Source organism: Ruegeria sp. AM7 (assembly GCF_056535965.1).
Genome location: NZ_JBQFJE010000001.1, coordinates 122,289 through 147,112 on the forward strand (window position 1 = coordinate 122,289; position 24,824 = coordinate 147,112).

Sequence of the window (24,824 nt, forward strand, 5' to 3'; positions counted from 1 at the left end):
AAAGAAGCATTTTCTGAATCTGGCCCGAGATGTACGGTCTCATCAACGCCAGTGATTTATGGGAGGTAGCAATGACCTGGAGCACACCGAAGCTGAAAGAAGTAAATTGCGGCATGGAGATCAACATGTATTCTCCGTCCGAGGATGAAGGCCGCGAGCACGAGCGCGACCTGTTCTGATTACGTAAACGCAGCGGAGGCCCGAGGTGCATTTTCTGGTTCTTGGGGCTTCTGCGGGCGGCGGACTGCCGCAATGGAATTGTGGATGCCGGAATTGCGAGGATGCCCGTTTGGGAATCATCCCGCCCTCTGGCCAATCATCTTTGGCGGTCTCGCCCGATGGTGAAAGCTGGAGCATACTGAACGCTTCACCTGACATCCGGCAACAAATGCTGGACTGCCCCAAACTACATCCCAGAACACTGCGCGATACGCCTGTGGCTTCGGTATTGCTGACAAACGGAGATATTGACCACATTGCAGGTTTGCTTAGCCTGCGCGAACAAACCCCGTTTTCGTTGTTCGCCACAGGGGACATTCTGAACGTTCTAGCACAGAACCGGATTTTTGATGCGGTCAATCGCGATAAGGTCTTGCGGACCCCGATTTCACTTGATCAGGAATTCGCCCTGCAGCCCGGCCTCAGCGCACGCTTGTTCGCCGTGCCCGGTAAAGTGCCGCTTTTCATGGAAGGTGATACCGTTCAAACCGATCTGATCGGAGAGCAAACAGTGGGCGTTCGCCTGACTGCAGGCGACAAGATTGCCTATTATATTCCTGGATGCGCCCAAGTGACCCCTGCCCTGCTGGATCAACTCTCGGACGCGGATCAGCTGTTTTTTGACGGCACGCTTTGGGACGATGACGAGATGATCCGTTCGGGAACAGGGGTGAAGACAGGGCAGCGGATGGGGCATATCTCGGTCAGTGGCCCGGACGGTTCGGTCGCGCAATTGGCGGGGATCGACGCGGCCAAGACCTTTATCCACATCAACAACACCAACCCGATGTTGCAGCCCGATGGACCCGAGCGCGCCTTTGTCGAATCTGCAGGCTGGACCATTGCCTATGACGGGCAGGAGATCACGATATGAGCCGCGAAACTCTCGAAGCACGGCTGCGCCAGATCGGGGCCGAGCGGTATCACGACAAACATCCGTTTCACCACCGGCTTCATAGCGGTCAATGCTCCCCGGATCAGGTGCGCGCATGGGTGATCAATCGTTGGGCATATCAGGCGGCGATCCCCATGAAAGACGCTGCCTTCATGTCGCGTTGTACCGACCCAGATATCCGCCGCGAATGGCGGTCCCGGATCGAAGATCACGACGGGGACGTGAAAGAGGGCGGCGGCATCCGACGTTGGCTGAAACTGGCCGAGGCAGTCGGGTTGGACCCCGACTACGTCGCCTCGGGGCGAGGTGTTCTACCCGCAACTCAATTCGCCGTTGAAGCTTATGTGCATTACGTCCGCGAAAAGCCAATGCTTCAGGCTGTAGCATCCTCACTGACAGAACTGTTCGCCCCAAAAATTCATGAAAAACGGATCGAAGGTCTGCTCGAGCACTACGACTTCGCCAATGCGGACAGTTTGTCTTACTTCCGTAAACGACTGTCGCAGGCACCTAAAGATGTGGCTTTTGGTCTAAATTGGGTTTTGGATCACGCCGACACATCCGAGAAAGAGGATATGGCCTGCGACGCCCTTATTTTCAAAACCAACGTGTTGTGGGCACAGCTCGATGCGCTGTGGTCCGCCTATGTCGAACCCGGCCTGATCCCGCCCGGTGCCTGGCAACCCGGGGAAGGCATGAAATGACGCTGGTTTTCTCTGCATCGGACCGCCCTTATCTGCCGCGCGGCGTGCGGATTCAACGCGACACAGTACGTGATCGCACTGTTCTGATGGCACCAGAGAAAGTGATTGAACTGGACGATATTGGCGTCGCAATCCTGTCTAGGGTCGATGGGCAAGCCCGGTTTGGCGATATCATCGCGGATTTGGCTGCTACATTTGGGGCTCCGGCCGAGACCATTGAGAAAGACGTTCAACAGTTTTTACAAACTTTGCGCGGGCGTCTGTATGTGATGGTAAAGCCATGAGTATCGCACCGCCTATCGCACTGCTGGCCGAGCTGACCCATCGATGCCCCCTTAGTTGTCCCTATTGCAGCAATCCGGTCGAACTTGAACGCAAAGAGACCGAGTTGGACACCGACACGTGGAAAGATGTCTTCTCGCAAGCGTGTGACCTTGGCGTTCTGCAACTGCATCTGTCTGGGGGCGAACCAGCCTCGCGCCGCGATCTAGAGGACCTGACTCGTCATGCAGCCCAACTGGGTTTGTACACCAACTTGATTACGTCCGGCGTGGGATTGACACCCAAACGGCTCGAGCGCCTTGAGGACGCGGGCCTGGACCATATTCAGTTATCGCTGCAAGGCACCAACGCGGCACTTGCTGATCGGATCGGAGGTTATCGCGGCGGGTTCGACCGCAAAATGAAAATCGCCCGCGAAATCCGCGATCGGGGCATTCCGCTGACTCTGAACGCCGTGATGCACAGCCAAAACCTGGATGACCTGGATCGGACGATCGAAATGGCCGTCGAACTCGGTGCCCGCAGGCTAGAGGTCGCCTGCGTGCAGTTTCACGGATGGGCCTTGAAAAACCGGCACACTCTGATGCCGTCGTTTGAACAAACCTTGGCTGTGAAAAAAACGGTGGCGAAGGCCGCACAGCAACTGCAGGGCGTGTTGGCATTCGACTTTGTCCCGCCTGACTACTATGCAGATTATCCCAAGGCGTGCATGGGTGGATGGGGGTCAACCGGGCTAAACGTAACTCCGAATGGTACGGTACTACCCTGTCATGCCGCACAAACCCTGAGCCATCTGCATTTCGACTCTGTAAGAGATCGGCGTCTGAGTGACATTTGGTATGACAGCACGGCCTTCAATGCGTACCGAGGCACCGACTGGATGCCTGAGCCGTGTAAAAGCTGCGACCGCAAAGAGGTGGACTTTGGCGGGTGCCGATGCCAGGCGCTGGCATTGGCAGGCGACGCGTCCGCGACTGATCCAGTTTGCCAAAAATCCCCGGAACACGCTCGGATCAAGGCAATTTTACAAGACACATCGCCGCAGGAGGACCCCGGCTTTGTCTATCGAACACTGGACCCGACCCGGACTTGATCGCACGAGCACATAAAGTTCGGGTCACAACCGCGCGATAGTTCCTTTTCGTGGACGATCTGTCAGGTTATTCGGACGCCGAGCAATGTCGAATAACAAGAGAACGTCGATACTCGGAGATACAAACCATTCGCAATGGAGTATCTTTGATGAACCGCTTCTTCTCTGCCGTCGCCACCGCTTTGATCTTGTCAGCACCAGCCTATGCTCAGGACGTTTCTGGCATGAACGATCTGGAATTTGCGCATATCGCCTATACTGCTGATGTCATCGACATACGGTACGCTCATCTGGCGCTGGCGCTCTCGGACAACCCCGACATCCATGAGTTCGCCAAGACCATGATCCGCGACCACACCGCCGTGAACGAAGCGGCGCTTGGGTTGCTGAACAAACTCGGCGCAACGGCGCAGGACAATGCCTTCAGCCAGACTCTCAACGCCAACGCGGAAGAGATCATCAACACGCTATCACAGCTGCGCGGTGCAGAATTTGATGCGGCATATGCAGCAAATGAACTTGCGTACCATCAAGCGGTTAATGGTCTGGTCGAGGGTAGCATGATCCCGAACATCGACAATGCAGAGGTCAAAGCGTTGTTTGAACAGGGTTTAGAGATTTTCAAAGCCCATGAAGTTCATGCCGAAAAGATGGTAGAGTCGCTGAATTGATGCCGCGCTTGCTATCGCGACGTCAGGTTGTGACCCAAGCGGCTGCGTCAGCAGTCGCTTTTACCCTGGCCGCGCAAGCATCCCGAGCATCTGCAATACATATGGTCAGGATTCACCGATTTGAGTTTCAGCCCGCGTTGGTAAAGGTCCACGTTGGAGATCGCATCAAATGGACCAATCTGGATATCGCGCCACACACGGCCACGGCTGACGCACAGGGTTGGGACACGCAGGAATTGTCGAAAGGTCAGAGTGCAGAAGTCCTTGTAACCGAGGGTATGGAGCTTGAGTATTTCTGCGCCTTTCATCCCCATATGAAGGGCACCATTGAAATTATCTGATTTCAATACCGGTTTTACGTGATCAAATCTGCCTGAGATGGTCGGAAACCCGCCAAATGCCCGGGTTGAGACTTGTTATACAAATTTTTATCTATAAACATCCACATCAGCCTCAAGATGATGGGATTTTATCTATAAAATGACTGTTGCCACGCCAAGCTGGACCCGCGAAGACGCTCAGACCCTGCATGATCTGCCCCTTATGGACTTGATGTTTCGCGCTCAATCCGTTCACCGCACGCATTTTGATCCCAATAAGGTGCAGACCTCCAAGCTCTTGTCGATCAAAACAGGTGGATGTGCCGAGGACTGTGCGTATTGTTCTCAGTCCGCACGGAACGGATCAAAACTTTCTGCCTCCAAACTGATCGAGGTCGAACGTGTTCTGACCCAAGCGCGACAAGCCCGCGACGGCGGCGCAACCCGGTTTTGCATGGGCGCAGCATGGCGCGAACCCAAGGATCGAGACATGGATGCATTGGTTGCCATGGTCGAAGGCGTTCGGGCACTGGGAATGGAAACCTGCATGACGTTGGGAATGCTGGACGACAATCAGGTAATCCGTCTTCGCGATGCCGGGTTGGATTATTACAACCACAACATCGACACGTCGGAACGATATTACCCCGAAGTGATCACAACGCGCACGTTTTCGGATCGGATCGACACGATGAACCGTGTGCAAGAAGCTGGTATCAAAGTGTGTTCCGGCGGCATCCTCGGCATGGGCGAGGAAACGCAGGACCGTGTCGACATGCTGGTGACTCTGGCAAGTATGAACCCGGCTCCAGACTCGGTCCCGATCAACATGTTGATGCCGCAAGAAGACACACCCTTGGCCGATGCCAAACCGATCGACCCTATTGATTTCGTCCGTGTGATTGCAACAGCTCGGATCATGATGCCGACCTCATATGTCCGATTGTCCGCCGGGCGCAGCGACATGAGCGATGAACTGCAGGCGATGTGTTTCTTTGCGGGTGCAAATTCGATCTTTGTAGGAGAGACCCTTTTGACGGCCGAAAACCCCGAAGAGGATACAGATGCAATCCTGTTCGCAAAACTCGGCCTGCAGTCAGAGACCGTAGCAGGACAAAGCAGCAGGGAAGCGGCTGAATGAAAGCACATCATCGCCTTGACGCGATGCTTACGACCCTTACGGAACGGCATCGCAGACGTAGCCTGACCGCAGCGCAGGGTTTAGACTTTGCCTCCAATGACTACTTGGGGCTGGCACAGTCCGAGTTTATGGCCGACGCCGCGCGCAACGCCCTTGCCCGCGAAGTGCCTGTCGGGTCGGGCGGATCACGCCTGTTACGCGGCAACCACCCGGAACATGAGGCGCTTGAGCAGTCAGCGGCCCGTTTTTTCCAGTCCGAAGCTGCTCTGTTCATGGGCGGCGGATTTCAGGCAAATCAGGCAATATTTTCGACTCTGCCCGCAGCCGAAGATCTAATCCTTTATGATGCGCTTGTTCATGCCAGTGCACACGAAGGAATGCGCCTCGGTCGCGCTGAAACCCGGGCTTTCAAACATAATGACGTGGAGGACGCCCGGCGTATCCTTGAGGAGTGGCGCGCGAAAGGTGGGGCCGGGCAAATCTGGATCGCCGTAGAAAGCGTCTATTCGATGGAAGGTGATCTGGCACCTTTGACAGCGCTAGAGGATATCGCTGTTGCGTTCGACGCCATTCTGGTTGTCGACGAAGCCCATGCGACCGGAGTATTTGGACCCAACGGACGGGGGCTGGCCCATGGTTTGGAAGCAGAGCTTGTCACGCTGCATACATGCGGCAAGGGTTTGGGGGTTGCTGGCGGATTGATCTGTGGCCCTCGGGTGATGATTGACACGCTGATCAACCGTGCCCGACCCTTTATTTTCGCGACTGCGCCCTCTCCGCTGAATGCTGCGCTGCTGCAAGCTGTGCTTGAACGATTGCAAAGTGAGGCGACTCTGACCCAGTCGGCCGTCTCCAGAATGCATTTCGCGCATGCCTGCGCCCGGCGCATCGGCCTACCCAACGCCAGCCTAAACAGCCAAATCGTCCCGATTATCTTGGGCGATGACGCTTTGACAATGCGCATCGCGTCCGAGTTGCAAGCCCACGGGTTCGACGTTCGCGGAATTCGCCCACCGACGGTTCCGCGCGGGACATCTCGCTTGCGTATCTCCGTCACCGGCAATGTCAGCGATGCAGATATCACTGCCCTTTTCGACACTTTGTCCAACCAGTTGAAAGCAGCCGCATGAGCGCCATTATCGTCACAGGAACTGATACCGGCGTTGGCAAGACAGTTTTTGCAGCTGGCCTGACGGCCGCACTTGGCGCGCGGTATTGGAAACCTGTTCAATCCGGTTTGGAAGACGCGACCGACACAGAAACCATACGCGCTTTGTCTGGCGCTGAGACACTGCCCGAGGCGTACCGGCTATCCCTGCCCGCTTCTCCACATTTGTCGGCCGAAGATATGGGTGTCGAAATCACGCTTGATCAGTTGGCACTGCCGCGGGTCGACGGCCCCTTGGTCGTCGAAGGTGCAGGCGGCGTGATGGTACCGCTGAACCGTGAACATTTTTATCTGGACCTGTTCGCGCAATGGAAAGCCCCGGTTGTTTTGGTCGCCCGCACAGCACTTGGCACGATCAATCACACCAGCCTGTCCGTGATGGCGTTGCGGAACGCAGGATGCAATTTGGTCGGCGTTGCATTCGTGGGCAAAGCTGAACCGCCTGTCGAGCAGACCATTGCCCAGATGTGCTCGGTCCGGCATCTGGGCCGGCTTCCGCCTTTGCCATCATTGACACCCCAAATACTGTCGGACGCGTTTGAAGCCATCGACACCGCCACAATCCGGAGCGCCCTGTGACCCCGCTGGAATTTGACGCCAACCACCTGTGGCACCCATACACGAACATCGCAAATCCCGGCCCGATGCATCTGATCACAGAGGCAGAAGGCGTCTGGCTGACCCGAGACGATGGGGTAAAAATGATCGACGCCATGTCTTCATGGTGGTGCGCCATCCACGGGCATCGTCATCCGGCACTGATCGCGGCGATGCAGGCGCAACTAGATCAAATGCCCCACGTCATGTTCGGTGGGCTGACACATACGCCCGCGATCGAGCTGGGGCGGAAGCTGGTCGGCCTGCTACCTGATGGTCTAGACCGAATTTTCTACAGTGACAGCGGATCGGTTGCCATTGAGGTCGCGCTCAAAATGGCGGTGCAGTACCAGATGGCGCAAAACCGAATCCAACGTACCGAGTTCGCTACCATTCGCGGCGGATATCACGGCGACACATGGAAAGCGATGAGCGTTTGCGACCCGGTCAACGGGATGCACGGCCTGTTCCGAGGCGCGCTATCAATTCAGCATTTTCTGTCGCGTCCGAAAATCCGGTTTGACGACGACTGGTCCGAAGACGACGATACCAACGGCCTCAATGAGTTAAAGAAATTACTGTCTGAACAAGGTGACAAGATCGCAGGGCTTATCCTTGAGCCCGTGGTCCAAGGCGCAGGCGGAATGTATTTCTACCACCCCGAATGGCTGCGGCGCGCGCACGCGTTGTGCCGCGAGCATGACGTCTTGGTCATCTTCGACGAGATCGCCACGGGGTTCGGGCGCACGGGAAAACTGTTTGCGATGGATCACGCTGGGGTAGTCCCTGACATCCTGTGTCTTGGGAAAGCCTTGACCGGGGGGCACATCACGCTGGCAACGACGATCACGTCGCGGAACGTCGCTCGTCGTATCGGACAAAGCGAAGCCGGTGTTCTGATGCATGGACCGACCTATATGGCAAACCCATTAGCTTGTGCTGCGGCCTGTGCCAGCCTTGATCAGATCTCGACCCGAGATTGGCAAGGTGAAGTTCAATCCATCACGGATCAGCTGACACAAGAATTGGCCCCCGCGCGAACCCTTGCCGGTGTTGCGGATGTTCGCGTGCTGGGTGCGATCGGTGTTATCGAGATGATGTCGCCGGTTGACCCTTCGGTTGCACATCAACTGGCTCCGGAAACGGGCGTTTGGCTGCGCCCCTTTGCACGCAACATCTATTGTATGCCGCCTTATGTAATCTCCTCGGACGAACTGAGCCGGGTAACACAGACCATGGTTTCCCTGGCCCGAGGACATTCATGAAAAAGCAATGGCTGGCACGCTCTGGTACGGCAGACTTGGTCCTGATCTTTGGGGGATGGGCCTTGGGCTCTGCCCCGTTTCAACAACTTTCCAGCGACCATGATCAACTGTTTATTGACGATTATACCCGCCTAGACGACCCCCTTCATGAAACCTCCGACTATGATCGAGTCACACTGGTTTCATTTTCCTTCGGAGTCGTTTCGGCCGCCCATTGGGTGAACGATTTTAATTTCAGACCGACAAGGCTTGTTGCTATTGGCGGTACTTTGCACCCAGCAGATCCGCGCTGGGGCATAGCACCCGAGATGATTAGGGCAACTGCCGACAACCTGACCGAAGCGAGCTTTTCCAAATTCTGCCGCCGCGCGGGATTGGACGTGCCCGCCCGCAAGCTCGACGTCCCCAAGGCCCGTGCAGAGTTGAACGCAGTTATCGCACGGGGGTCAGCGCCCGCGCTTTCATTCGATCGCATTTGGATTCCGCAGCGCGACCGGATCATTCCAACCTTTGCACAAGAAACCGCCTGGAAGGACCAGGCAAGCGTGGTGCGCGGCGTGGATGCGCCACATGTCCCTTTTCATAAGGGTCAAAACTGGACGGAGTGGTGTTCATGACGTTTCAAGCCACAGATCGGGTGCAGCGCAGTTTCAGCAGAAGTTTTCATTCCTATCACGGAGAGGCCAGCCAACAGGCACGAGTCGCGGATCGTCTGGTAACAGCCCTTGGCACGGCAGGTGCGCCTGAACGATTCAACAAAACGCTGGAACTTGGATGCGGCACAGGTCACCTTACTCGACGCCTGCTTGAAACCTTTGATTGTGGCGCTTTAACGCTTAACGACCTTACCCCCGCCGCCGCAGAAACCGCAAACCGTCATCGCGCCAAGTTTCTGTGCGGCGATGCCTCAAAAGTCAGCTGGCCGACGCAGCCTGACCTAATCGCGTCAGCCTCGATGATACAATGGCTACAGAACCCCGCAGAGTTTCTGCGTCAGGCTGCCAACGCATTGTCGCCCGGTGGATGGCTTGCCATTTCCGGGTTCGGGCCATGCCAATACACCGAATTGGCACAGATTGGTTCGTCTGCGGCCGCACCCGGCCTAATGGATCACTCAGATATGGCGTCGGCCGTCACCGAGTGTTTGGAGGTCATCAATACCGGGGAAGCGTTAGAGCGCGTGTTCTTCGCAACTCCAAGAGATGTCCTGCAACACCTGCGGAAAACCGGAGTAAATGGCCGGGCCCAACGGCCGTGGACCAAAGCCACGCTCAGACAGTTCAGCGATGACTATGAAAGGCTGCACCGGACCCCGGCAGGGGTCAGTCTGACGTATCACGCAACATGGATTGTTGCGCGCAAAGCGCGCTGAACGTCGAATTAGACAACGGAAAAAAACGGGCCGGATCACCTGTTTGGTGACCGGCCCGCCGTGTTTAGAAATGAGCCGAGCGGCTGTTGGCCAGTTTTTCAACCGGAGGCGCAAACCGGGTCAGGTCAATGCCTTCGACCGCGGCTTTGTACTCGTCGATCTTAGGCGTACGACCCAGAATGGCCGACAGCACAACGACCGGGGTCGAGGCCAGCAAGCTTTCGCCTTTCTTGTCCGGCGCATCCGCCACAACGCGACCTTGGAACAAGCGTGTAGATGTCGCCAGAACCGTATCACCTTTAGCGGCTTTCTCTTGGTTGCCCATGCACAGGTTGCAGCCCGGGCGCTCAAGATACAGGATGTTTTCGTACTCGGTGCGTGCCTTTTCTTTCGGGAACAGGTCGTCGAATTCGAAGCCCGAATACTTCTCGAGCACGTCCCAATCGCCTTCTTCCTTCAACTCATCGATGATGTTGTAGGTCGGGGCGGCCACCACCAGCGGGGCTTTGAACTCTACCTTCCCCGACACTTTTTCGAGGTTTCGCAGCATCTGCGCAACAATCTTCATGTCACCCTTATGCACCATGCAAGATCCTACGAAGCCCAGATCAACTTTCTTGTCACCACCATAGAAAGATACCGGGCGGATCGTGTCGTGTGTATAGCGCTTGGACACGTCCGCATTGTTAACATCCGGGTCCGCGATCATCGGCTCGACGATCTGATCCAGATCCACGACCACTTCGGCGAAATACTTCGCGTTGTCGTCGGGACGCAGAGCGGGTTTCTCACCGGACTTGATCTCGGCAATGCGGGCATCCGCAATCGCGATCAACTTCTGCAGCATTCCACTTTCATGCTCCATACCCTTGTCGATCATGATCTGAATACGCGATTTAGCCAATTCCAGAGAACCGATCAGAGTATCGTCATCCGAAATACAGACCGAGGCTTTGGCCTTCATCTCGGCAGTCCAGTCAGTGAAGGTAAAGGCCTGGTCCGCCAGCAGCGTTCCGATATGTACCTCGATCACGCGGCCCTGGAAGACATTGTCGCCATGCTGTTCCAACATCTGCGCCTGCGTGGCGTGTACCACGTCGCGGAAGTCCATATGGTCCGCCATTTTGCCCTTGAAGGTCACTTTTACTGACTCGGGGATCGGCATCGAGGCTTCACCGGTTGCCAGTGCCAAAGCAACGGTGCCCGAGTCTGCGCCGAACGCCACACCTTTGGACATACGGGTGTGGCTGTCCCCACCGATAATCACCGACCAGTCGTCAACAGTGATGTCGTTCAGAACCTTGTGGATCACGTCGGTCATCGAATGATACACACCCTTCGGGTCGCGACCGGTAACAAGGCCGAAATCATTCATGAACTTCATCAGACGCGGCGTGTTGGCCTGAGCTTTGGCATCCCAGACCGACGCAGTGTGACAACCCGACTGATAGGCACCGTCAACACTGGGCGCCACAACCGTTGCGGCCATCGCCTCAAGCTCTTGCATGGTCATCAGGCCGGTGGTGTCCTGCGAACCCACGATATTGACCTTTACACGGACGTCCGAACCAGCGTGCAGGGTCTTACCCGGGGTCGCCCCAACTGCGTTCTTGTTAAAGATTTTCTCAACCGCAGTCAGGCCCTGACCTTCATGGCTGACTTCCTTGGACGGTGCAAAGACCAGCGGGGCCTCGACACCCAGCGTCTCGGCGGCCAAAGTCTGCAGTTTCTTACCAAAGACAATGGCGTAAGACCCACCGGCCTTCATGAATTCGACTTTTTGCGGAGTGAACGAGGCCGACACATCCACCAGTTCCTCGCCATCTTCGTTCAGCAGTTTGTGGCTTTTGGTGTTGATCTTCAGAACGGTGCCGGTCGCGACCGAATACTGCTCTTCAAGAATCGGGTTGCCGTCATTGTTCAGGATGGCATTCCCGTCTTCATCGACCTTCTTGACCCAGTTCTTCAGGTCCAAACCAATACCGCCAGTCACGCCGACGGTGGTCAGGAAGATCGGGGAAATGCCGTTCGTGCCCGCGACAACAGGTGCGAAGTTGACGAAAGGCACGTAGGGGCTCGCCTGCTTACCCGTCCACAGGGCCACGTTGTTCACCCCCGACATCCGAGACGACCCAACCCCCATGGTGCCTTTTTCGGCAATCAGCATCACCCGCTTATCGGGGTGTTGCAGTTTCAGCGCCTCAACTTCTTGCTGCGCCTTGTCCGAGATAAAGCACTTGCCGTGCAGTTCCCGATCCGCGCGCGAGTGCGCCTGATTGCCGGGCGACAATAAGTCGGTCGAGATGTCACCTTCTGCTGCAACATAGGTGACAACTTCGATCTCTTCGTCGATTTCGGGCAGTTTGGTGAAGAATTCAGCCTTGGCGTAGCTTTCCAGAATCTCTTTGGCGATGGGATGCCCGGCTTTGAAAGCCTCTTTCAAGCGATCTGTATCGGCGTCATACAAGAAAACCTGAGTCTTCAGGACTTCGGCTGCCTGCTCGGCAATTGCTGCATCTTCGCCCAAAGCAAGGTCCAACAAGACCCGCACCGACGGGCCACCTTTCATGTGTGACAAAAGTTCAAACGCGAAAGGAACCGAGATTTCGTCGACCACAGTGTGACCCAAGACGATTTCTTTCAGGAAATCAGCCTTTTCAGCTGCGGCGCTCGTGGTTCCGGGCAGGGTGTTGTAAATGAAAAAGTTCAGCGAGTCCTCGCGATGCACGTTTCCGGTATCTCTGATCTGCTCAACGATCTCTTTGGCCAGCGCACCATCATCAATGGGTTTAGGATGCAGACCCTGTTCTTTGCGCGTTTCAATTTCACTGAGGTAATCTGTGTAAAGGCTCATGGCGGTCCCGACGATTAGGCGTTAGAAGAAGCTTGAGACCCGGCAAAGACTGGTACTCCAGACCCACAGGATGCTCTTTGTATGCGGCGGTATACTATTTTCCGCTGCGGATCAATAGACCAAAGCAGTGGTTGTGGCGCTAACGGGTTTTACCGCTTGATTTAAGAGATCGCGCCAGATCACTAAGATGTGCGTACAACTCGCCGGCTGTCGGGTGCCACCCGGCCACGACTCTGTTTTGTTGAGCAACGACGTCAGTATCCCCGCGTGCAGCGGGACCAGTCAACGCGACCTGTGGCCCCTGCGCTGTTATGTTTTCGCAGGTTCCGATCAACAGCTTTTCATTCAGGCGTGCTGCCATATCCTCGGAAACGCCCGCTTCGGCCCACGCCTCACGCGCCAAGGCTTGCAGAACTACCGTGAAGTTATTCGAGATTACCGCAGCAGCATGATACAGGCTTTTCGCATCCGACCGGATGGAAAAGCACTCGGCGCCCATCTCTTCGAACAACGAAGTAGCGATCCTTGCCGCATATGGGTCACCTTCGATGCCACAAGGGACACAGGAGAACTGCGATGCTGCAGTTTCGGGATCTGCAAAGGAAAGCACTGGATGCGCACTCGCCAAACCCCACCCATATTCGTTTAAGGCATCCATTTGGGCGGCCGGGTAGAATCCGCTACAATGCAGTGCAACAGGGCGCGATCCCTGCAACACACTATCTGGGTGCGAGTCACTTAAGGTTCTGGCTACCTCGGCAATCTTCGTATCGGGTACGGCAAGTATCCAGATGTTTGCTGGCCGCATATCGGCCAAGTGCTCAACAGCCCGCGCGTTATGACCGAATGCGGCAGCATCCGTAGCGGATTTAAGACGACGGCTGCTTACATCCTGCAGAACATAGGACTGCGTTGCCGGCAATAGTCGAGCCAGTGTCTGGCCAACCCGTCCTGCCCCGATGAGATTAACAGTCGTAGTGCCCAATTCTGAGCCCCCCCTTTAAGACGCACAACAGCTATTAAAATGATCGCCAACTATCTCAAAGGAATTGATCAAACAAAATACGTTACAGTTTGCTTGTTATTTTGTTTTTCTGTAACATATTGATCAAGGCAAGCGGAATGGGTTTGAGGAGGACAAGGCCATGTACGCCCAAATGGTAAAATCAACGGGCAAAGGGGTGCAATCTCGTGACGAGATAAGCCCCGAAGATCGGGCATTTCAAGATCGCATCGACCGCGGTGAAAAGATCGAACCCAAGGACTATATGCCTCCAAGCTATCGAAAAACACTGATCCGTCAGATCGGCCAGCACGCGCATTCTGAAATTGTAGGCCAACTGCCCGAAGGCAATTGGATCACCCGTGCGCCCACTTTGGAACGCAAGGCCAACCTTCTGGCCAAAGTTCAGGATGAGGCAGGCCATGGGCTGTATCTTTATTGCGCCGCTGAGACACTGGGCGTCAGCCGGGATGAGCTGGTCGAGATGCTGCACTCTGAGCGGATGAAATATTCGTCCATCTTCAACTATCCCACCCTGACTTGGGCCGATATGGGCGCGGTTGGTTGGCTGGTTGATGGGGCTGCTATCATGAATCAGGTGCCGTTGCAGCGCACCTCGTATGGTCCCTATGCGCGGGCAATGGTGCGCATTTGCAAAGAAGAAAGCTTTCACCAGCGCCAAGGCTATCACATCATGATCAAGATGGCGAAAGAAGGCACTGCCGATCAAAAGCGCATGGCGCAGGACGCTCTGAACCGGTTCTGGTATCCCGCCCTGATGATGTTCGGACCGTCGGACAAGGACAGCTTACATTCCGCCCAATCGATGGCTTGGCGGATCAAGATCAACACAAATGATGAGCTGCGTCAGAAGTTCGTCGATGAAACCGTTCCGCAAGCCGAGTTTCTGGGGTTGTCAATTCCCGACGAGAACCTGCGCTGGAACGAAGAAACCGGGCATTATGATTTTAGTGAACCAGACTGGTCCGAGTTTTTCGACGTGATCTCGGGCAATGGCCCCTGCAATGCCGAGCGTCTGAGCGCCCGCCGCAAGGCTTGGGAGGATGGCGCGTGGGTCCGTGATGCCATGCTGGCCCACGCGCGGAAAGCCCAAAACAAATCCAGAGCGGCGGAGTAGTCGATGTCACATCAAAACGAATGGCCCCTGTGGGAAGTCTTTATCCGAGGCCAACACGGCATGAGCCACCGGCACGTCGGCTCGTTGCACGCAGCAGATGCCGAGCATGCCATACGGAATGCGCGAGACGTTTATACGCGCCGCAACGAAGGCGTCAGTATCTGGGTGGTCGAGGCTGAAAAGATCACGGCCTCCAGCCCTTCGGACAAAGGGCCCCTGTTCGACCCATCCCGCGACAAAGTTTACCGGCACCCCACTTTCTACGACATTCCTGACGAAGTTGGGAAAATGTGATGGACGCGGCGCAAAAACCACTGTTCGAGTTTCTGCTGAGACAAGGCGACAACGCTTTGGTTCTGGGGCATCGAACCTCGGAATGGTGCGGGGTCGCTCCGATTTTGGAAGAGGATATCGCGCTGGCCAATATGGCCTTGGATCAGATCGGGCAAACCCAGTTGTGGCTGGGATATGCGGCTGAGGTCGAAGGGGCCGGACGCTCTGCCGACGATCTGGCGTTTCTACGTGACGTTTATGATTTCCGGAATTTGTTGATGCTTGAGGTCCCGAACGGCGATTTCGGGCGCACTCAGATGCGACAATTCCTTTATGACGCCTTTCAAGTACCATGGTTGACGCAACTGCAAAATTCCACCGACACCCGAGTGGCTGAAATCGCCGCAAAATGCTTGAAAGAGGCCCTCTATCATTTGGACAGGTCTTCTCACACGGTAATCGCCTTGGGGGACGGCACCGCGGAAAGCAACAAGCGCATGGATGAAGCGCTTACCTTCCTCTGGCCGTATAGTGGTGAAGTCTTTGTCGATGACGAAACCGATCACGCCATGGCGACAGCGGGTGTCGCGCCGTTGCCTTCAGAAATAAAGCCACTGTGGCTGGAAACCGTACAGACTGTGCTGGCGCAGGCGTGCTTGACTTTTCCGGAAGGCGACTATGCCCAAAAAGGAGGGCGGACCGGATTTCGGCACACTGAACACCTGGGCCATATGCTGGCCGTGATGCAAACCCTGCAACGCTCGTATCCAGGCGCAACGTGGTGACGATGATGGTGGTGACCGAGGCTCAGGTCTGGGATTGGCTCGACACCGTGCCTGACCCTGAAATCCCAGTCATCTCGGTTGTGGATCTCGGCGTGATCCGCGAGGTGCAGGTCGCGCAGGACCATGTGACTGTGACGATCACACCGACCTATACCGGCTGCCCGGCCATGGCTGTTATCGCGCTGGACATCGAAACCGAACTTGCAAAAAACGGCATCGGCAAGCTGGACATTCAAACCCGGATCGCACCGGCGTGGACGACTGACTGGTTATCCGAAAAAGGCCGGACCCGACTGGAAGAATTCGGGATTGCCCCACCCCAAGCTGCGGGTGGTCCCAAACGATGCCCCCATTGCAAATCCAAGCGGGTAGAAAAAATCAGCCAGTTCGGCTCGACCCCCTGCAAGGCCCAATGGCGATGTCAGGATTGCATGGAACCCTTCGACTATTTCAAGTGTATCTGAGGTCCCGATATGACCAACTTCCACCCTTTGAAAGTTACCGATATTCAAAAGACCATCCGCGACGCCGTGGTGGTCACTTTGCAAGCTGAAAACGCAGCAGAGTTTGGTTTTGCACCTGGTCAGTACCTGACATTCAAACGGGATTTCGAGGGCGAGGAACTGCGCCGGTCGTACTCTATCTGCGCGGCACCGCATGAAGGTATCCTGCAGGTTGGGATCAAAAGTGTGGATGGCGGGGCGTTCTCAACATGGGCAAATACCGAACTACAGGTTGGGGACGTAATGGACGCCATGCCTCCCATGGGCAACTTTCATGCCGCAGTCGAAGACGACGCGCCTCACTATCTGGCGTTTGCTGGCGGCTCGGGCATCACTCCGGTCCTGTCCATTCTCAAGACCGCCCTGTCCGAGGACGCATCGACGCGGTTCACTTTAGTCTACGCAAACCGCACACCAAATACGATCATGTTCCGGGAAGAGCTTGAGGACCTGAAAAACCGCTACCTTCATCGGCTGAACATCGTCCACGTTCTTGAGGATGACAGCCAGGACATTGAATTGTTCAAAGGCCGGGTCGATCAAACCAAATGCGCCGATCTGTTTCGACACTGGATCGACATTAAATCGGTCTCGATGGCTTACATCTGCGGGCCCGAGCCAATGATGCTGGCCATTTCAGAGGCGCTTAAGGATCATGGATTGCGAAAGGACCAAATCCGTTTCGAACTTTTCGCGTCGTCTCAACCCGGGCGCGCCAGAAAACGCGCCGTCTCAAAAGCCGCCGAAACAGGCGGCGTCAAAGGTCGCGTCACGTTGGGCGGTGAAACCAGAAGCCTTGTCATACCTAAAGACACAAGCTTGCTGGAAGCGGCTTTGGCCGAAAACTTGGATGCGCCCCACGCCTGTAAAGCGGGTGTTTGTTCGACCTGCAAGGCCAAGGTCCTTGAAGGTGAGGTTGAAATGGTCGCCAATCACGCCCTTGAGGATTACGAGGTTGAAGCCGGTTTTGTTCTGACCTGTCAGTGCTTTGCAGTGTCAGAGAAAGTTGCTTGGGACTATGATGAGGCCGGGCATTGAACGTTGCTTAACACTCCGGGCAAGCCCGCCACGGTGAAACGGGCAACCGTTTTGGCATATCCTTCGCGATCAGCACGTGTCGCCTTTGGATGCCACATGTAATACCAGTTCAGCATTCCGAAAACGGACATGGTCACCTCACGCAGCAGGTTGCCATCGTCTTGCAGCTTGCCACCACTGATCGCGTTCAGAATGTTGCTCATCTGCGCTACCATGTCTTTTTGATAGGCTTTAAGCACCTTCTGCATATGCTCGGGCAGCAGAGAGACACCTTCGCTTTGAATGGTGTGTTCGTAATCCATCCCTTCATAGGCCAGCAGATACTCGCGCAGGATCAGATGCAACTGTTCTTCTGGCGGATACCCGTCCAGATCAATTGCGGAGACGCGGTTCTTCAACTCGGACAGATAGGTATCCAGAATGTCGAACAGCAGTGCTTCTTTGCTGTCATAGTAGTGGTAAATATTCGCCTTCGATATACCCGCAGCTTTGGCAACCTGATTCATCGAAGCCCGTGCGATGCCTTCATGGGCGAACACATTTGCAGCCACCGCGAGGATGCTCTGACGCTTCTTGTCATGGTCCTTAGCGATCGTCCGCGCCACGGGTTTACTCCTTTGGCCTGTTGTCAACTACTCGACGGGCTTTGCCCTGGCTGCGCTCGACACTGCCCGGAGCACCGACATTCACCGATGCGCCGATCCCTATGGTGTCTTTAATCTTCTTGGACAAGGCCCCGGCAATACCTTCGCGCATGTCCTCTGGCGCGCCGGTTTCAACGCGTACTGTCATATCGTCCATTCGGCCCGTGCGGGACAGCTCTATTTGGAAATGCGGCGCCAGATCCGGGGCTGCCAGAACAAGCTCTTCAATCTGGGTTGGAAAGACGTTCACGCCCCTGAGGATGATCATGTCATCGGAGCGGCCGGTGATTTTCTCCATTCTCCGCATTGATCGCGCCGTTCCCGGCAAAAGCCGCGTCAGATCGCGAGTGCGATAGCGGATCATTGGCATGCCCTCTTTGGTCAGCGTCGTAAAGACCAGCTCACCCAGCTCGCCATCTGGCAACACTTCACCCGTCTCCGGGTCAATGATTTCCGGGTAGAAGTGGTCCTCCCAGATATGCAGCCCGTCCTTGGTCTCGACGCACTCATTTGCAACGCCTGGCCCCATGATTTCGGACAGGCCATAGATGTCGACTGCATGCATGTCGAAAGCATCCTCAACTTCTGCCCTCATTGCGTTCGTCCAGGGTTCGGCGCCAAAGATTCCCACATCCAACGAGGTATCGCGCGGATCAATACCAGCCGCGTGAAACTGCTCCAGTATGTTCAGCATATAGGACGGAGTGACCATGATCGTGCTGGGCTTGAAGTCCTGTATCAGCATCACTTGGCGTTCTGTCATTCCGCCGGAAACCGGAACAACCGTGCAGTTCAAACGCTCGGCCCCGTAATGCGCGCCCAGCCCCCCTGTGAACAGGCCATAGCCATAGGCGATGTGCACTATTTCTCCTGGTTTGGTACCGCTGGCCCGCATGGATCGCGCCACAAGTCCGGCCCAGTTATCAATATCTTTCGGCGTATAGCCCACCACCGTGGGTTTACCCGTCGTCCCGGATGATGCATGGACCCGCACGATTTCTTCCCGAGGAACAGCGAAAAGCCCAAATGGATAGTTGGCACGCAGATCGTCTTTGTGCGTAAACGGGAATTTCGACAGGTCGCTTAGTGATCGCAGATCATTCGGATGGACCCCTGCCGCGTCGAACCGTTGGCGATACATCTGAACGTTTTCGTAAGCGTGGCGCAGAGACCATCTCAGACGGTCCAACTGCAGGCTTCTGATTTCGTCGATGGAAGCAATCTCTATCGGATCAAGCGTGTTTCGGGCCGGTGTTAGGTCTTTCATGAACTCCTCCGCTATTCCTCGAACACGTGACCGCGCACCGCCCGAGAGCAACCGCGAAACACTGCTACAACTGTGTTGGTCTGATTGACCACGGTCACATCATAAATACCGCTCCGCCCAGTCAGGCTGACCTCTGTCGCTGTTGCGGTCAGATGATCGCCCAACTGACCGGGCGCGATGTAGGAAATTGAGTTGTGTTGCGCGACCGTCGATTGGTTCCGGCTGTTGCAGGCAAACGCGAATGCACTATCGGCCAGCATATAGATCACGCCTCCATGACAAATGCCGTGCCCGTTGGTGTGGTGCTTTTCTACTGTCAGCGTCAGAACCGCCTGCCCTTCATCCACTGCTTCGATCTGCATTCCCACCCAAGGGCTTGCCTGATCATTACCCCACATCGTTCGGGCCGCCTGTTCCGCACGTTCCTTGGGCGTCATAACTGTACCCTTGGGCTTTTGGCCGTAACCGTGGCCACTACGATACCACTCGCCAAGGCGATAATCGCCTTGTCCTGACAGCCAAGCTGTTTACGGCATAGGCGACTGGTGCAATGCGCTGCTGCCTCGCCTCACTGATCAAAACGTGTTGCGCAGCATTCGCGCAATTCAAGGCATCGCGAAAGATACGGCGCATTTCATTGGTCAAATTGCTCATCTGATCAGGTCGATTCACTGTGAACCCGTCCCAACCTGTGTGTCGCGTGGCAAGCACTGTATACTCCTTGATCTTAAGCAACCTTCAATTTAAACATTTCATAAACCGTCCGGTTGGTCAATTATTGAACGACACCATTGTAGAGGTCCCGAAATGGCAGTTCAGAACGTTGAAAGTTATGTAGCCGGTCAATGGATTGGCTGTGACAGCGCCGCGCGGGATATCCACTCGGCGGTGACCGGAGATTTGATTGCTCGGGCAGGCAACAGTGCTTTGGACACCCAAGCCATGCTGGAATATGCGCGTTCCAAAGGCGGTTCAGCGTTGAGGGCCATGACTTTCCATGACCGAGCCCGCATGCTGAAGGCGCTCGCGCTGCATTTAGGCCAGCACAAAAAGGCGCTTTATGACGCCTCTTTCGCGACCGGGTCTACGCACAAGGACCACCTGATCGACATTGATGGGGGGATCGGCACGTTGCTGGTCTTTGCCAGCAAAGGTCGGCGTGAGATGCCAGATGATACGATCTATTTGGACGGCAATATCGAGCAGCTGTCCCGCAGCGGAACCTTTTTGGGTCAACATATCTGCACCTCGTTGACGGGCGCCGCTGTCCACATCAATGCGTTCAATTTTCCGGTCTGGGGCATGCTGGAAAAGCTTGCGCCCACCTTGCTGGCCGGGGTGCCGTCAATCGTCAAACCCGCGACAACCACCTGTTACGTAACCGAGTTATGTGTTCGCATCATGCTCGAAAGCGGCTTGTTGCCAGATGGTGCGGTACAGCTGATCTCGGGCGATATTGGTGCGCTGCTAGACCACGTCGGATCGCAAGATGTGATCAGCTTTACTGGCTCGGCGCAAACGGCTCTTGAACTGCGTAGCACACCGAGCATTTTGCATAACTCAACCCGTTTTATTGCCGAGCAAGACAGCCTGAATGCCTCAATTCTCGGACCCGATGCGGAAGTAGGCACGCCCGAATTCGACCTATTCATCAAGGAAATTACCCACGAGATGACGGCAAAGGCTGGGCAGAAATGCACTGCCATTCGTCGGATTATTGTGCCTGAACCACAGGTCGAAGCGGTGATTACAGCTTTGCGGAAAACCCTTGAGCGGACAATTGTAGGCGATCCCTCGGACACGGCGACGCAGATGGGGCCGCTGGTCTCTCAGGCGCAACGCCGGGACGTTTTGCAGAAGGCCGCCCTGATCGAGCAGGATGCGACTCGCGTATTTGGCCACCCAGAAAAATTTCAGGTTTCGGGTGCGGACCGCAAAAAAGGCGCGTTCGTGCCACACATGCTGTTTTATTGCGAGACCCCAGATACAGCGCAATACGTTCATGATGTCGAAGCCTTTGGGCCGGTTTCGACCGTCATGACCTACCGCGATCTTGATCATGCCCTTCGCCTGACCAACAAGGGCAAAGGCAGCCTTGTTGCCTCGGTCATCACCAACGACGGCGACTTTGCCCGACAAGCCGCCTTGGGTGCGGGCGCGTTTCACGGTCGACTGTACTTCAACAACCGACAATCTATGAACGAAAGCACAGGCCATGGCTCTCCGCTGCCGCACATGGTGCATGGTGGCCCAGGACGCGCGGGCGGCGGCGAAGAGCTGGGAGGCGTTCGGGGCGTACTGCACTACATGCAGCGCACTGCGGTTCAAGGCAGCCCCGATATTCTGACGCGGATTAACCGAAAATGGACGGCCGGCTCATCAGAGGTCACCCGCGATGCACACCCCTTTACCCGCACCTTCCATGAACTAGAAATAGGTGAGACGTTACACACCGCGTCCCGAGAAATCTCTTTGGCCGACATTGAAACTTTCGCACATTTTACCGGCGACATATTCTATGCGCATATGGACGAAGCTGCCGCAAAGCGGAACCCGTTTTTCCCGGGACGGGTGGCACATGGGTATCTGTTACTCAGCTTCGCTGCGGGGTTGTTCGTGCAACCAGATGAAGGGCCAGTTCTGGCGAATACCGGGCTCGACAATCTGAGGTTCCTTAAGCCCGTGCAAGCCGGAGACAGCATTCAAGTTCATCTGACGGTCAAGCAGAAAACCCCGCGCAACCAAGACTATGGCGAGGTTCGCTGGCATGTGACACTGACAAACCAGAATGGCGACCGGGCAGCCGAGTATGATCTTCTGACAATGAATGCATATTCCCGAGGTTGAGCATCGGTTTTCCGTGGCCACACAAGACATTGGCATGATATCCAATAGGCCAGCCTGCGAACCGGCCATTTGGAAACCTTGATTTGAATTCAGCCGAAAAACTGATTGAAGAACTTGTTGCGTTGGAACCGATCAAGACCTGGTCGCTGATCGTTACCGTATTCGGTGACATGAATGGCAAGGAAATTACAGGCAAAGACTTGGGGCTGCTACTTGGTCGTGTTGGGATCAAAACCGAAGCCATGCGTGTCGCCTTGCATCGCCTTAGAAAAGACGGCTGGATCGAGTCAACAAAATCGGGACGCGAAGTTACCTATCGCCTTTCTTCACATGGCCTATCAGAAACCCGGGCCGCCTATGAGGATGTATATCGTCAAGACGCCAAATACCCCGAAGGCTGGGTAATCTGCTGGGTTCGTCAGGGTTTCGCAGCGCCACCCTTATCGATTCCAATGGACAAAACGCTGGTTCTGATGCCCGCCTCAGCTGCTGCCAAAGCCGAAAACGTTGTGACGCTAAAGTTTGATGACTACCCTCCGCCCGAGTGGTTCTCGAGCGGTCTTGTGCAGGACAAGGGTCTGCGTCAGGCGTCGCGCATCTTTGACCTTGCAGCTTCTGCCGAAATTCATCGCATGCAATCCTTGCCCCAAGCTGCGATACGACTGATGCTTTTGCACCACTGGCGGAAAATGGCACTGCGCCCTGCAGTATGGGCCCATATTTCCCTAAACCCAAAAGGACCACTGGCACTGTGCCACGGCAGGGTCACCGATCTACTTTCCGCGTTGCCCAACCTGTCCCCGGAACGATTTTCCCGATAATTCACGTTCTAATCTGAGTAGCTTGGCTAACTGTAACCGGGTCTTGATTGGTATTTCATCGCCGGTTAGGCCATGTTTTACCGATCAGTTAGGTTTTGGATGCACAGTTGGTTCTCATCGAGGGTAGCCGCGTGACACACATGGGACGATCAATCTTGCGCACTGCGCTTGCGGCAATACTGTCGCTGGGCTCAGTGCCTGCGCTGGCGCAACCCGACATTTTGGTGCTGGGCGACAGCCAGATCTCTTTTGGGGCAGGAAAGGAATACACCCGGTTCTTCCAAGACTTGCCACAACGCTGCAATATGACAGCAGAACGCACTCGGTTGCTGGAAAAGCTTGGCGCGCGTCAAACGGCTGCGATCGGTGTACGGTCCACCTCATTGCAATCTTGGACATCCGTCAGCGGGCCGACACGCGGTGCAATCTGCGATGTAGACAAGAAATTTGGTGTTAACGCTGGTGCCTATGGGATCGATGGAAACCCTGATCGTGTTTTCATCCAGATCGGAAAAGGTCCATCTTATCAGTTCTGCAAACCCAAACAGACCGCATTTGAGGCTATGTTTGCCGAAAACTACTATGATCCCAGTTTGTTGGTCCTGACTTTTTTGGGCAACTCGGCCGATCGCTGGGCAAACTCACCAGAGGCGGTCGCACAGGATGTGTCCAAGACTCTGGCACAGGTGCCCAAGGATATGCCTTGCGTCTTTATCTCAAGCGCGCCGGTTTACCTCAAAAAAACAAATGACAAGCGGATGAAAGCTCAAACGGCCATCGCCCGAGCGTTCGAGCGTGCAGATGCCCAGTGTATCGCCGTCGAAGGGTTTAATGCAAAGACGCGCGCGGCCATTGAGGGCAAGCCTAAGTATTTCCGCCGCAACGACGCCGGTCGTGTTAAAGATCCGCATCATCCAAGTCCGGCTGCAATTCGCCAGTTTTTGAAGATCAACACGGTCGATTTCTGCGATGCGATCTTCGAAGCCCTGAAATAGAGAAACCGCATAAGGGGGAAACATGCAGTTTCTGAACAAAGCCGCGGGCATGGCCATTGCCCTTCTTTTGCAAGCACTTCCGATCAGTGCAGAGCCGTTTGACTCGCCTGAAATACTGATCATCGGGGACAGTCAGATATCGTTCGGCTCGGGGCCTGCATTCCTGGAGTTCTTCAGTAATATCAAAACTCATTGCAAACCGAACGCCGAGCAAAAGCAGCATCTTGAGCGACTTGGAAAAATGCGGGTCGGTGTAATCGGTGTTCGCTCCAGCTCTATACCATCGTGGACGGCACGATCTGGCAAGGGTAAGGATACGATCTGCAAGGTTGATCCCAAATGGCGGGTTAATGCGGGGGCTTATGGCTTCGTAAACAAGTCCGGCAACAAATACGTCCAGATTGGCGAAGGGCGCGACTACCAGTTTTGTGCAGCAAACACGTCTCCGCTGGAAGAGATGTTGCGCGACGATTACTACGACCCTAAGCTGATCCTGATGTCTTTTCTGGGCAATTCCGCCAAACGCTGGGCCAACAGCCCCGAGGCTGCAATCCGCGATGTTCAAAAGTTGAAAACCCAGCTTCCACCTGACCTGCCCTGCATTTTCATGACCACCGCCCCGGCTTACAAAAAGAAAATAGTAGACCTGAGGTTGCGGGCGCAAAAGAACCTAATGGACGCCTTCAAAACATCAGGCTTGCGTTGTTCGTTTGTGCCGGGATCCACGCCGGAAACTGTCGCCGCCAATCAAGGGAACAAAGAGTATTTTCGTCTGAACAAAAAAGGCATGGTGAAGGATCCGTATCATCCGAACGAAGCTGCAGCCAAAAACTTCTTTGCCCTAGAAATGGATCAGATTTGTACGGCGATCTTCACGCAAATTTCGCCGACGAAGGAACAAAGCTGAATCCTGACCTTGCTCTTTGGCG

27 protein-coding genes and 1 pseudogene are annotated in these 24,824 nt (G+C 55.3%); 22 read left to right on the forward strand and 6 right to left on the reverse strand.

What is annotated here, in order from left to right; all coding sequences use genetic code 11:
- The first annotated feature begins 71 nt into the window (after positions 1–71).
- From pqqA to ACR3EG_RS00630, 13 genes are all read left to right on the forward strand, one after another.
- Positions 72–179, forward strand: coding sequence for a pyrroloquinoline quinone precursor peptide PqqA (gene pqqA, locus ACR3EG_RS00570; protein ID WP_170537497.1), 108 nt, complete (start codon positions 72–74; stop codon positions 177–179).
- A gap of 26 nt (positions 180–205) precedes the next feature.
- Positions 206–1,093 (forward strand): pyrroloquinoline quinone biosynthesis protein PqqB, encoded by an 888-nt coding sequence (gene pqqB / locus ACR3EG_RS00575; protein WP_209198076.1) that lies wholly within the window; start codon positions 206–208, stop codon positions 1,091–1,093.
- Positions 1,090–1,818: a pyrroloquinoline-quinone synthase PqqC gene (pqqC, locus tag ACR3EG_RS00580; RefSeq protein WP_480481985.1), complete on the forward strand. Its 729-nt coding sequence runs from the start codon at positions 1,090–1,092 to the stop codon at positions 1,816–1,818. The genes pqqB and pqqC overlap by 4 nt, the downstream gene beginning before the upstream one ends.
- Positions 1,815–2,102: a pyrroloquinoline quinone biosynthesis peptide chaperone PqqD gene (pqqD, locus tag ACR3EG_RS00585; protein ID WP_480481987.1), complete on the forward strand. Its 288-nt coding sequence runs from the start codon at positions 1,815–1,817 to the stop codon at positions 2,100–2,102. Before pqqC ends, pqqD begins: the two co-directional genes overlap by 4 nt.
- Complete coding sequence (gene pqqE, locus ACR3EG_RS00590) at positions 2,099–3,193, forward strand: pyrroloquinoline quinone biosynthesis protein PqqE (protein ID WP_480481989.1); 1,095 nt, start codon at positions 2,099–2,101, stop codon at positions 3,191–3,193. Before pqqD ends, pqqE begins: the two co-directional genes overlap by 4 nt.
- Before the next feature lie 149 nt (positions 3,194–3,342).
- Entirely contained in the window at positions 3,343–3,864 is a 522-nt protein-coding gene (locus tag ACR3EG_RS00595; RefSeq protein WP_480481991.1) for a DUF4142 domain-containing protein, read from the forward strand.
- A complete protein-coding gene (locus ACR3EG_RS00600; protein ID WP_480481993.1) occupies positions 3,864–4,205 on the forward strand; it encodes a plastocyanin/azurin family copper-binding protein in 342 nt (113 codons plus the stop codon). Before ACR3EG_RS00595 ends, ACR3EG_RS00600 begins: the two co-directional genes overlap by 1 nt.
- Before the next feature lie 139 nt (positions 4,206–4,344).
- On the forward strand, positions 4,345–5,325 hold the full coding sequence (gene bioB, locus ACR3EG_RS00605) for a biotin synthase BioB (RefSeq protein ID WP_480481995.1): 981 nt from the start codon (positions 4,345–4,347) through the stop codon (positions 5,323–5,325).
- Complete coding sequence (locus ACR3EG_RS00610) at positions 5,322–6,455, forward strand: 8-amino-7-oxononanoate synthase (RefSeq protein ID WP_480481997.1); 1,134 nt, start codon at positions 5,322–5,324, stop codon at positions 6,453–6,455. Before bioB ends, ACR3EG_RS00610 begins: the two co-directional genes overlap by 4 nt.
- Positions 6,452–7,072 carry a dethiobiotin synthase gene (gene bioD, locus ACR3EG_RS00615; protein WP_480481999.1) on the forward strand — a complete coding sequence of 207 codons (621 nt, stop codon included), beginning with the start codon at positions 6,452–6,454 and terminating at the stop codon, positions 7,070–7,072. The genes ACR3EG_RS00610 and bioD overlap by 4 nt, the downstream gene beginning before the upstream one ends.
- Positions 7,069–8,355, forward strand: a complete 1,287-nt coding sequence (gene bioA, locus ACR3EG_RS00620) for an adenosylmethionine--8-amino-7-oxononanoate transaminase (RefSeq protein ID WP_480482001.1) — start codon at positions 7,069–7,071, stop codon at positions 8,353–8,355. The genes bioD and bioA overlap by 4 nt, the downstream gene beginning before the upstream one ends.
- Complete coding sequence (locus ACR3EG_RS00625; RefSeq protein WP_480482003.1) at positions 8,352–8,972, forward strand: pimeloyl-ACP methyl esterase BioG family protein; 621 nt, start codon at positions 8,352–8,354, stop codon at positions 8,970–8,972. Before bioA ends, ACR3EG_RS00625 begins: the two co-directional genes overlap by 4 nt.
- Entirely contained in the window at positions 8,969–9,727 is a 759-nt protein-coding gene (locus ACR3EG_RS00630; protein ID WP_480482005.1) for a methyltransferase, read from the forward strand. The genes ACR3EG_RS00625 and ACR3EG_RS00630 overlap by 4 nt, the downstream gene beginning before the upstream one ends.
- Before the next feature lie 64 nt (positions 9,728–9,791).
- Here the strand turns inward: ACR3EG_RS00630 and ACR3EG_RS00635 are convergent, their stop codons facing one another.
- The 3 genes and pseudogenes from ACR3EG_RS00635 to ACR3EG_RS00645 form a co-directional block, all read right to left on the reverse strand.
- Positions 9,792–12,581 (reverse strand): bifunctional aconitate hydratase 2/2-methylisocitrate dehydratase, encoded by a 2,790-nt coding sequence (locus tag ACR3EG_RS00635; protein WP_480482007.1) that lies wholly within the window; start codon positions 12,579–12,581, stop codon positions 9,792–9,794.
- A gap of 139 nt (positions 12,582–12,720) precedes the next feature.
- On the reverse strand, positions 12,721–13,239 hold the full coding sequence (locus ACR3EG_RS00640) for a DUF2520 domain-containing protein (protein WP_480482848.1): 519 nt from the start codon (positions 13,237–13,239) through the stop codon (positions 12,721–12,723).
- Between the two features lie 69 nt (positions 13,240–13,308).
- Positions 13,309–13,566: pseudogene (locus tag ACR3EG_RS00645) on the reverse strand (NAD(P)-binding domain-containing protein); the annotation flags it as partial.
- A 160-nt stretch (positions 13,567–13,726) separates the two neighbouring features.
- On the opposite strand from ACR3EG_RS00645, the gene paaA reads away from it, so the two are divergent.
- Genes paaA through ACR3EG_RS00670 form a run of 5 tightly spaced genes read left to right on the forward strand, consistent with a single transcriptional unit; the run spans position 13,727 to position 17,321 of the window.
- Complete coding sequence (paaA, locus tag ACR3EG_RS00650) at positions 13,727–14,722, forward strand: 1,2-phenylacetyl-CoA epoxidase subunit PaaA (RefSeq protein ID WP_480482009.1); 996 nt, start codon at positions 13,727–13,729, stop codon at positions 14,720–14,722.
- 3 nt (positions 14,723–14,725) lie between these two features.
- A complete protein-coding gene (gene paaB, locus ACR3EG_RS00655) occupies positions 14,726–15,016 on the forward strand; it encodes a 1,2-phenylacetyl-CoA epoxidase subunit PaaB (protein ID WP_170356441.1) in 291 nt (96 codons plus the stop codon).
- On the forward strand, positions 15,016–15,780 hold the full coding sequence (paaC, locus tag ACR3EG_RS00660; protein WP_480482011.1) for a 1,2-phenylacetyl-CoA epoxidase subunit PaaC: 765 nt from the start codon (positions 15,016–15,018) through the stop codon (positions 15,778–15,780). Before paaB ends, paaC begins: the two co-directional genes overlap by 1 nt.
- Before the next feature lie 2 nt (positions 15,781–15,782).
- The gene (gene paaD / locus ACR3EG_RS00665; RefSeq protein WP_480482850.1) at positions 15,783–16,244 is read left to right on the forward strand and encodes a 1,2-phenylacetyl-CoA epoxidase subunit PaaD; all 462 of its coding nucleotides are present in this window, start codon (positions 15,783–15,785) and stop codon (positions 16,242–16,244) included.
- Positions 16,245–16,253: 9 nt separating this feature from the next.
- Positions 16,254–17,321, forward strand: a complete 1,068-nt coding sequence (locus ACR3EG_RS00670) for a 2Fe-2S iron-sulfur cluster-binding protein (RefSeq protein WP_480482013.1) — start codon at positions 16,254–16,256, stop codon at positions 17,319–17,321.
- On the opposite strand, the gene ACR3EG_RS00675 is transcribed toward ACR3EG_RS00670, so the two are convergent.
- The 3 genes from ACR3EG_RS00675 to paaI are packed head-to-tail and all read right to left on the reverse strand — an operon-like array spanning position 17,300 to position 19,669.
- Positions 17,300–17,926, reverse strand: coding sequence for a TetR/AcrR family transcriptional regulator (locus tag ACR3EG_RS00675; RefSeq protein ID WP_480482015.1), 627 nt, complete (start codon positions 17,924–17,926; stop codon positions 17,300–17,302). The two genes, ACR3EG_RS00670 and ACR3EG_RS00675, sit on opposite strands and share 22 nt — an antisense overlap.
- A gap of 4 nt (positions 17,927–17,930) precedes the next feature.
- Positions 17,931–19,232 carry a phenylacetate--CoA ligase PaaK gene (gene paaK / locus ACR3EG_RS00680; protein ID WP_480482017.1) on the reverse strand — a complete coding sequence of 434 codons (1,302 nt, stop codon included), beginning with the start codon at positions 19,230–19,232 and terminating at the stop codon, positions 17,931–17,933.
- 11 nt (positions 19,233–19,243) lie between these two features.
- Positions 19,244–19,669, reverse strand: coding sequence for a hydroxyphenylacetyl-CoA thioesterase PaaI (paaI, locus tag ACR3EG_RS00685; protein ID WP_480482019.1), 426 nt, complete (start codon positions 19,667–19,669; stop codon positions 19,244–19,246).
- Positions 19,670–20,039: 370 nt separating this feature from the next.
- Between paaI and paaZ the strand changes: the two genes are divergently transcribed.
- From paaZ to ACR3EG_RS00705, 4 genes are all read left to right on the forward strand, one after another.
- On the forward strand, positions 20,040–22,079 hold the full coding sequence (gene paaZ / locus ACR3EG_RS00690) for a phenylacetic acid degradation bifunctional protein PaaZ (RefSeq protein ID WP_480482021.1): 2,040 nt from the start codon (positions 20,040–20,042) through the stop codon (positions 22,077–22,079).
- Between the two features lie 83 nt (positions 22,080–22,162).
- Positions 22,163–22,900: a hypothetical protein gene (locus ACR3EG_RS00695; RefSeq protein ID WP_480482023.1), complete on the forward strand. Its 738-nt coding sequence runs from the start codon at positions 22,163–22,165 to the stop codon at positions 22,898–22,900.
- 140 nt (positions 22,901–23,040) lie between these two features.
- Positions 23,041–23,895, forward strand: coding sequence for an SGNH/GDSL hydrolase family protein (locus ACR3EG_RS00700; protein ID WP_480482025.1), 855 nt, complete (start codon positions 23,041–23,043; stop codon positions 23,893–23,895).
- A gap of 22 nt (positions 23,896–23,917) precedes the next feature.
- Positions 23,918–24,802 carry an SGNH/GDSL hydrolase family protein gene (locus ACR3EG_RS00705; protein ID WP_480482027.1) on the forward strand — a complete coding sequence of 295 codons (885 nt, stop codon included), beginning with the start codon at positions 23,918–23,920 and terminating at the stop codon, positions 24,800–24,802.
- The last annotated feature ends 22 nt before the right edge of the window (positions 24,803–24,824 follow it).

Bases quoted from the DNA above. Each gene is read 5' to 3' on its own strand.
- pqqA (WP_170537497.1), top strand. From the start codon at position 72: ATGACCTGGAGCACACCGAAGCTGAAAGAAGTAAATTGCGGCATGGAG.
- pqqC (WP_480481985.1), top strand. From the start codon at position 1,090: ATGAGCCGCGAAACTCTCGAAGCACGGCTGCGCCAGATCGGGGCCGAG.
- pqqD (WP_480481987.1), top strand. From the start codon at position 1,815: ATGACGCTGGTTTTCTCTGCATCGGACCGCCCTTATCTGCCGCGCGGC.
- pqqE (WP_480481989.1), top strand. From the start codon at position 2,099: ATGAGTATCGCACCGCCTATCGCACTGCTGGCCGAGCTGACCCATCGA.
- ACR3EG_RS00595 (WP_480481991.1), top strand. From the start codon at position 3,343: ATGAACCGCTTCTTCTCTGCCGTCGCCACCGCTTTGATCTTGTCAGCA.
- ACR3EG_RS00600 (WP_480481993.1), top strand. From the start codon at position 3,864: ATGCCGCGCTTGCTATCGCGACGTCAGGTTGTGACCCAAGCGGCTGCG.
- bioB (WP_480481995.1), top strand. From the start codon at position 4,345: ATGACTGTTGCCACGCCAAGCTGGACCCGCGAAGACGCTCAGACCCTG.
- ACR3EG_RS00610 (WP_480481997.1), top strand. From the start codon at position 5,322: ATGAAAGCACATCATCGCCTTGACGCGATGCTTACGACCCTTACGGAA.
- bioD (WP_480481999.1), top strand. From the start codon at position 6,452: ATGAGCGCCATTATCGTCACAGGAACTGATACCGGCGTTGGCAAGACA.
- ACR3EG_RS00625 (WP_480482003.1), top strand. From the start codon at position 8,352: ATGAAAAAGCAATGGCTGGCACGCTCTGGTACGGCAGACTTGGTCCTG.
- ACR3EG_RS00630 (WP_480482005.1), top strand. From the start codon at position 8,969: ATGACGTTTCAAGCCACAGATCGGGTGCAGCGCAGTTTCAGCAGAAGT.
- ACR3EG_RS00635 (WP_480482007.1), bottom strand. From the start codon at position 12,581: ATGAGCCTTTACACAGATTACCTCAGTGAAATTGAAACGCGCAAAGAA.
- ACR3EG_RS00640 (WP_480482848.1), bottom strand. From the start codon at position 13,239: ATGGATGCCTTAAACGAATATGGGTGGGGTTTGGCGAGTGCGCATCCA.
- paaA (WP_480482009.1), top strand. From the start codon at position 13,727: ATGTACGCCCAAATGGTAAAATCAACGGGCAAAGGGGTGCAATCTCGT.
- paaB (WP_170356441.1), top strand. From the start codon at position 14,726: ATGTCACATCAAAACGAATGGCCCCTGTGGGAAGTCTTTATCCGAGGC.
- paaC (WP_480482011.1), top strand. From the start codon at position 15,016: ATGGACGCGGCGCAAAAACCACTGTTCGAGTTTCTGCTGAGACAAGGC.
- paaD (WP_480482850.1), top strand. From the start codon at position 15,783: ATGATGGTGGTGACCGAGGCTCAGGTCTGGGATTGGCTCGACACCGTG.
- ACR3EG_RS00670 (WP_480482013.1), top strand. From the start codon at position 16,254: ATGACCAACTTCCACCCTTTGAAAGTTACCGATATTCAAAAGACCATC.
- paaK (WP_480482017.1), bottom strand. From the start codon at position 19,232: ATGAAAGACCTAACACCGGCCCGAAACACGCTTGATCCGATAGAGATT.
- paaI (WP_480482019.1), bottom strand. From the start codon at position 19,669: ATGACGCCCAAGGAACGTGCGGAACAGGCGGCCCGAACGATGTGGGGT.
- paaZ (WP_480482021.1), top strand. From the start codon at position 20,040: ATGGCAGTTCAGAACGTTGAAAGTTATGTAGCCGGTCAATGGATTGGC.
- ACR3EG_RS00700 (WP_480482025.1), top strand. From the start codon at position 23,041: ATGGGACGATCAATCTTGCGCACTGCGCTTGCGGCAATACTGTCGCTG.
- ACR3EG_RS00705 (WP_480482027.1), top strand. From the start codon at position 23,918: ATGCAGTTTCTGAACAAAGCCGCGGGCATGGCCATTGCCCTTCTTTTG.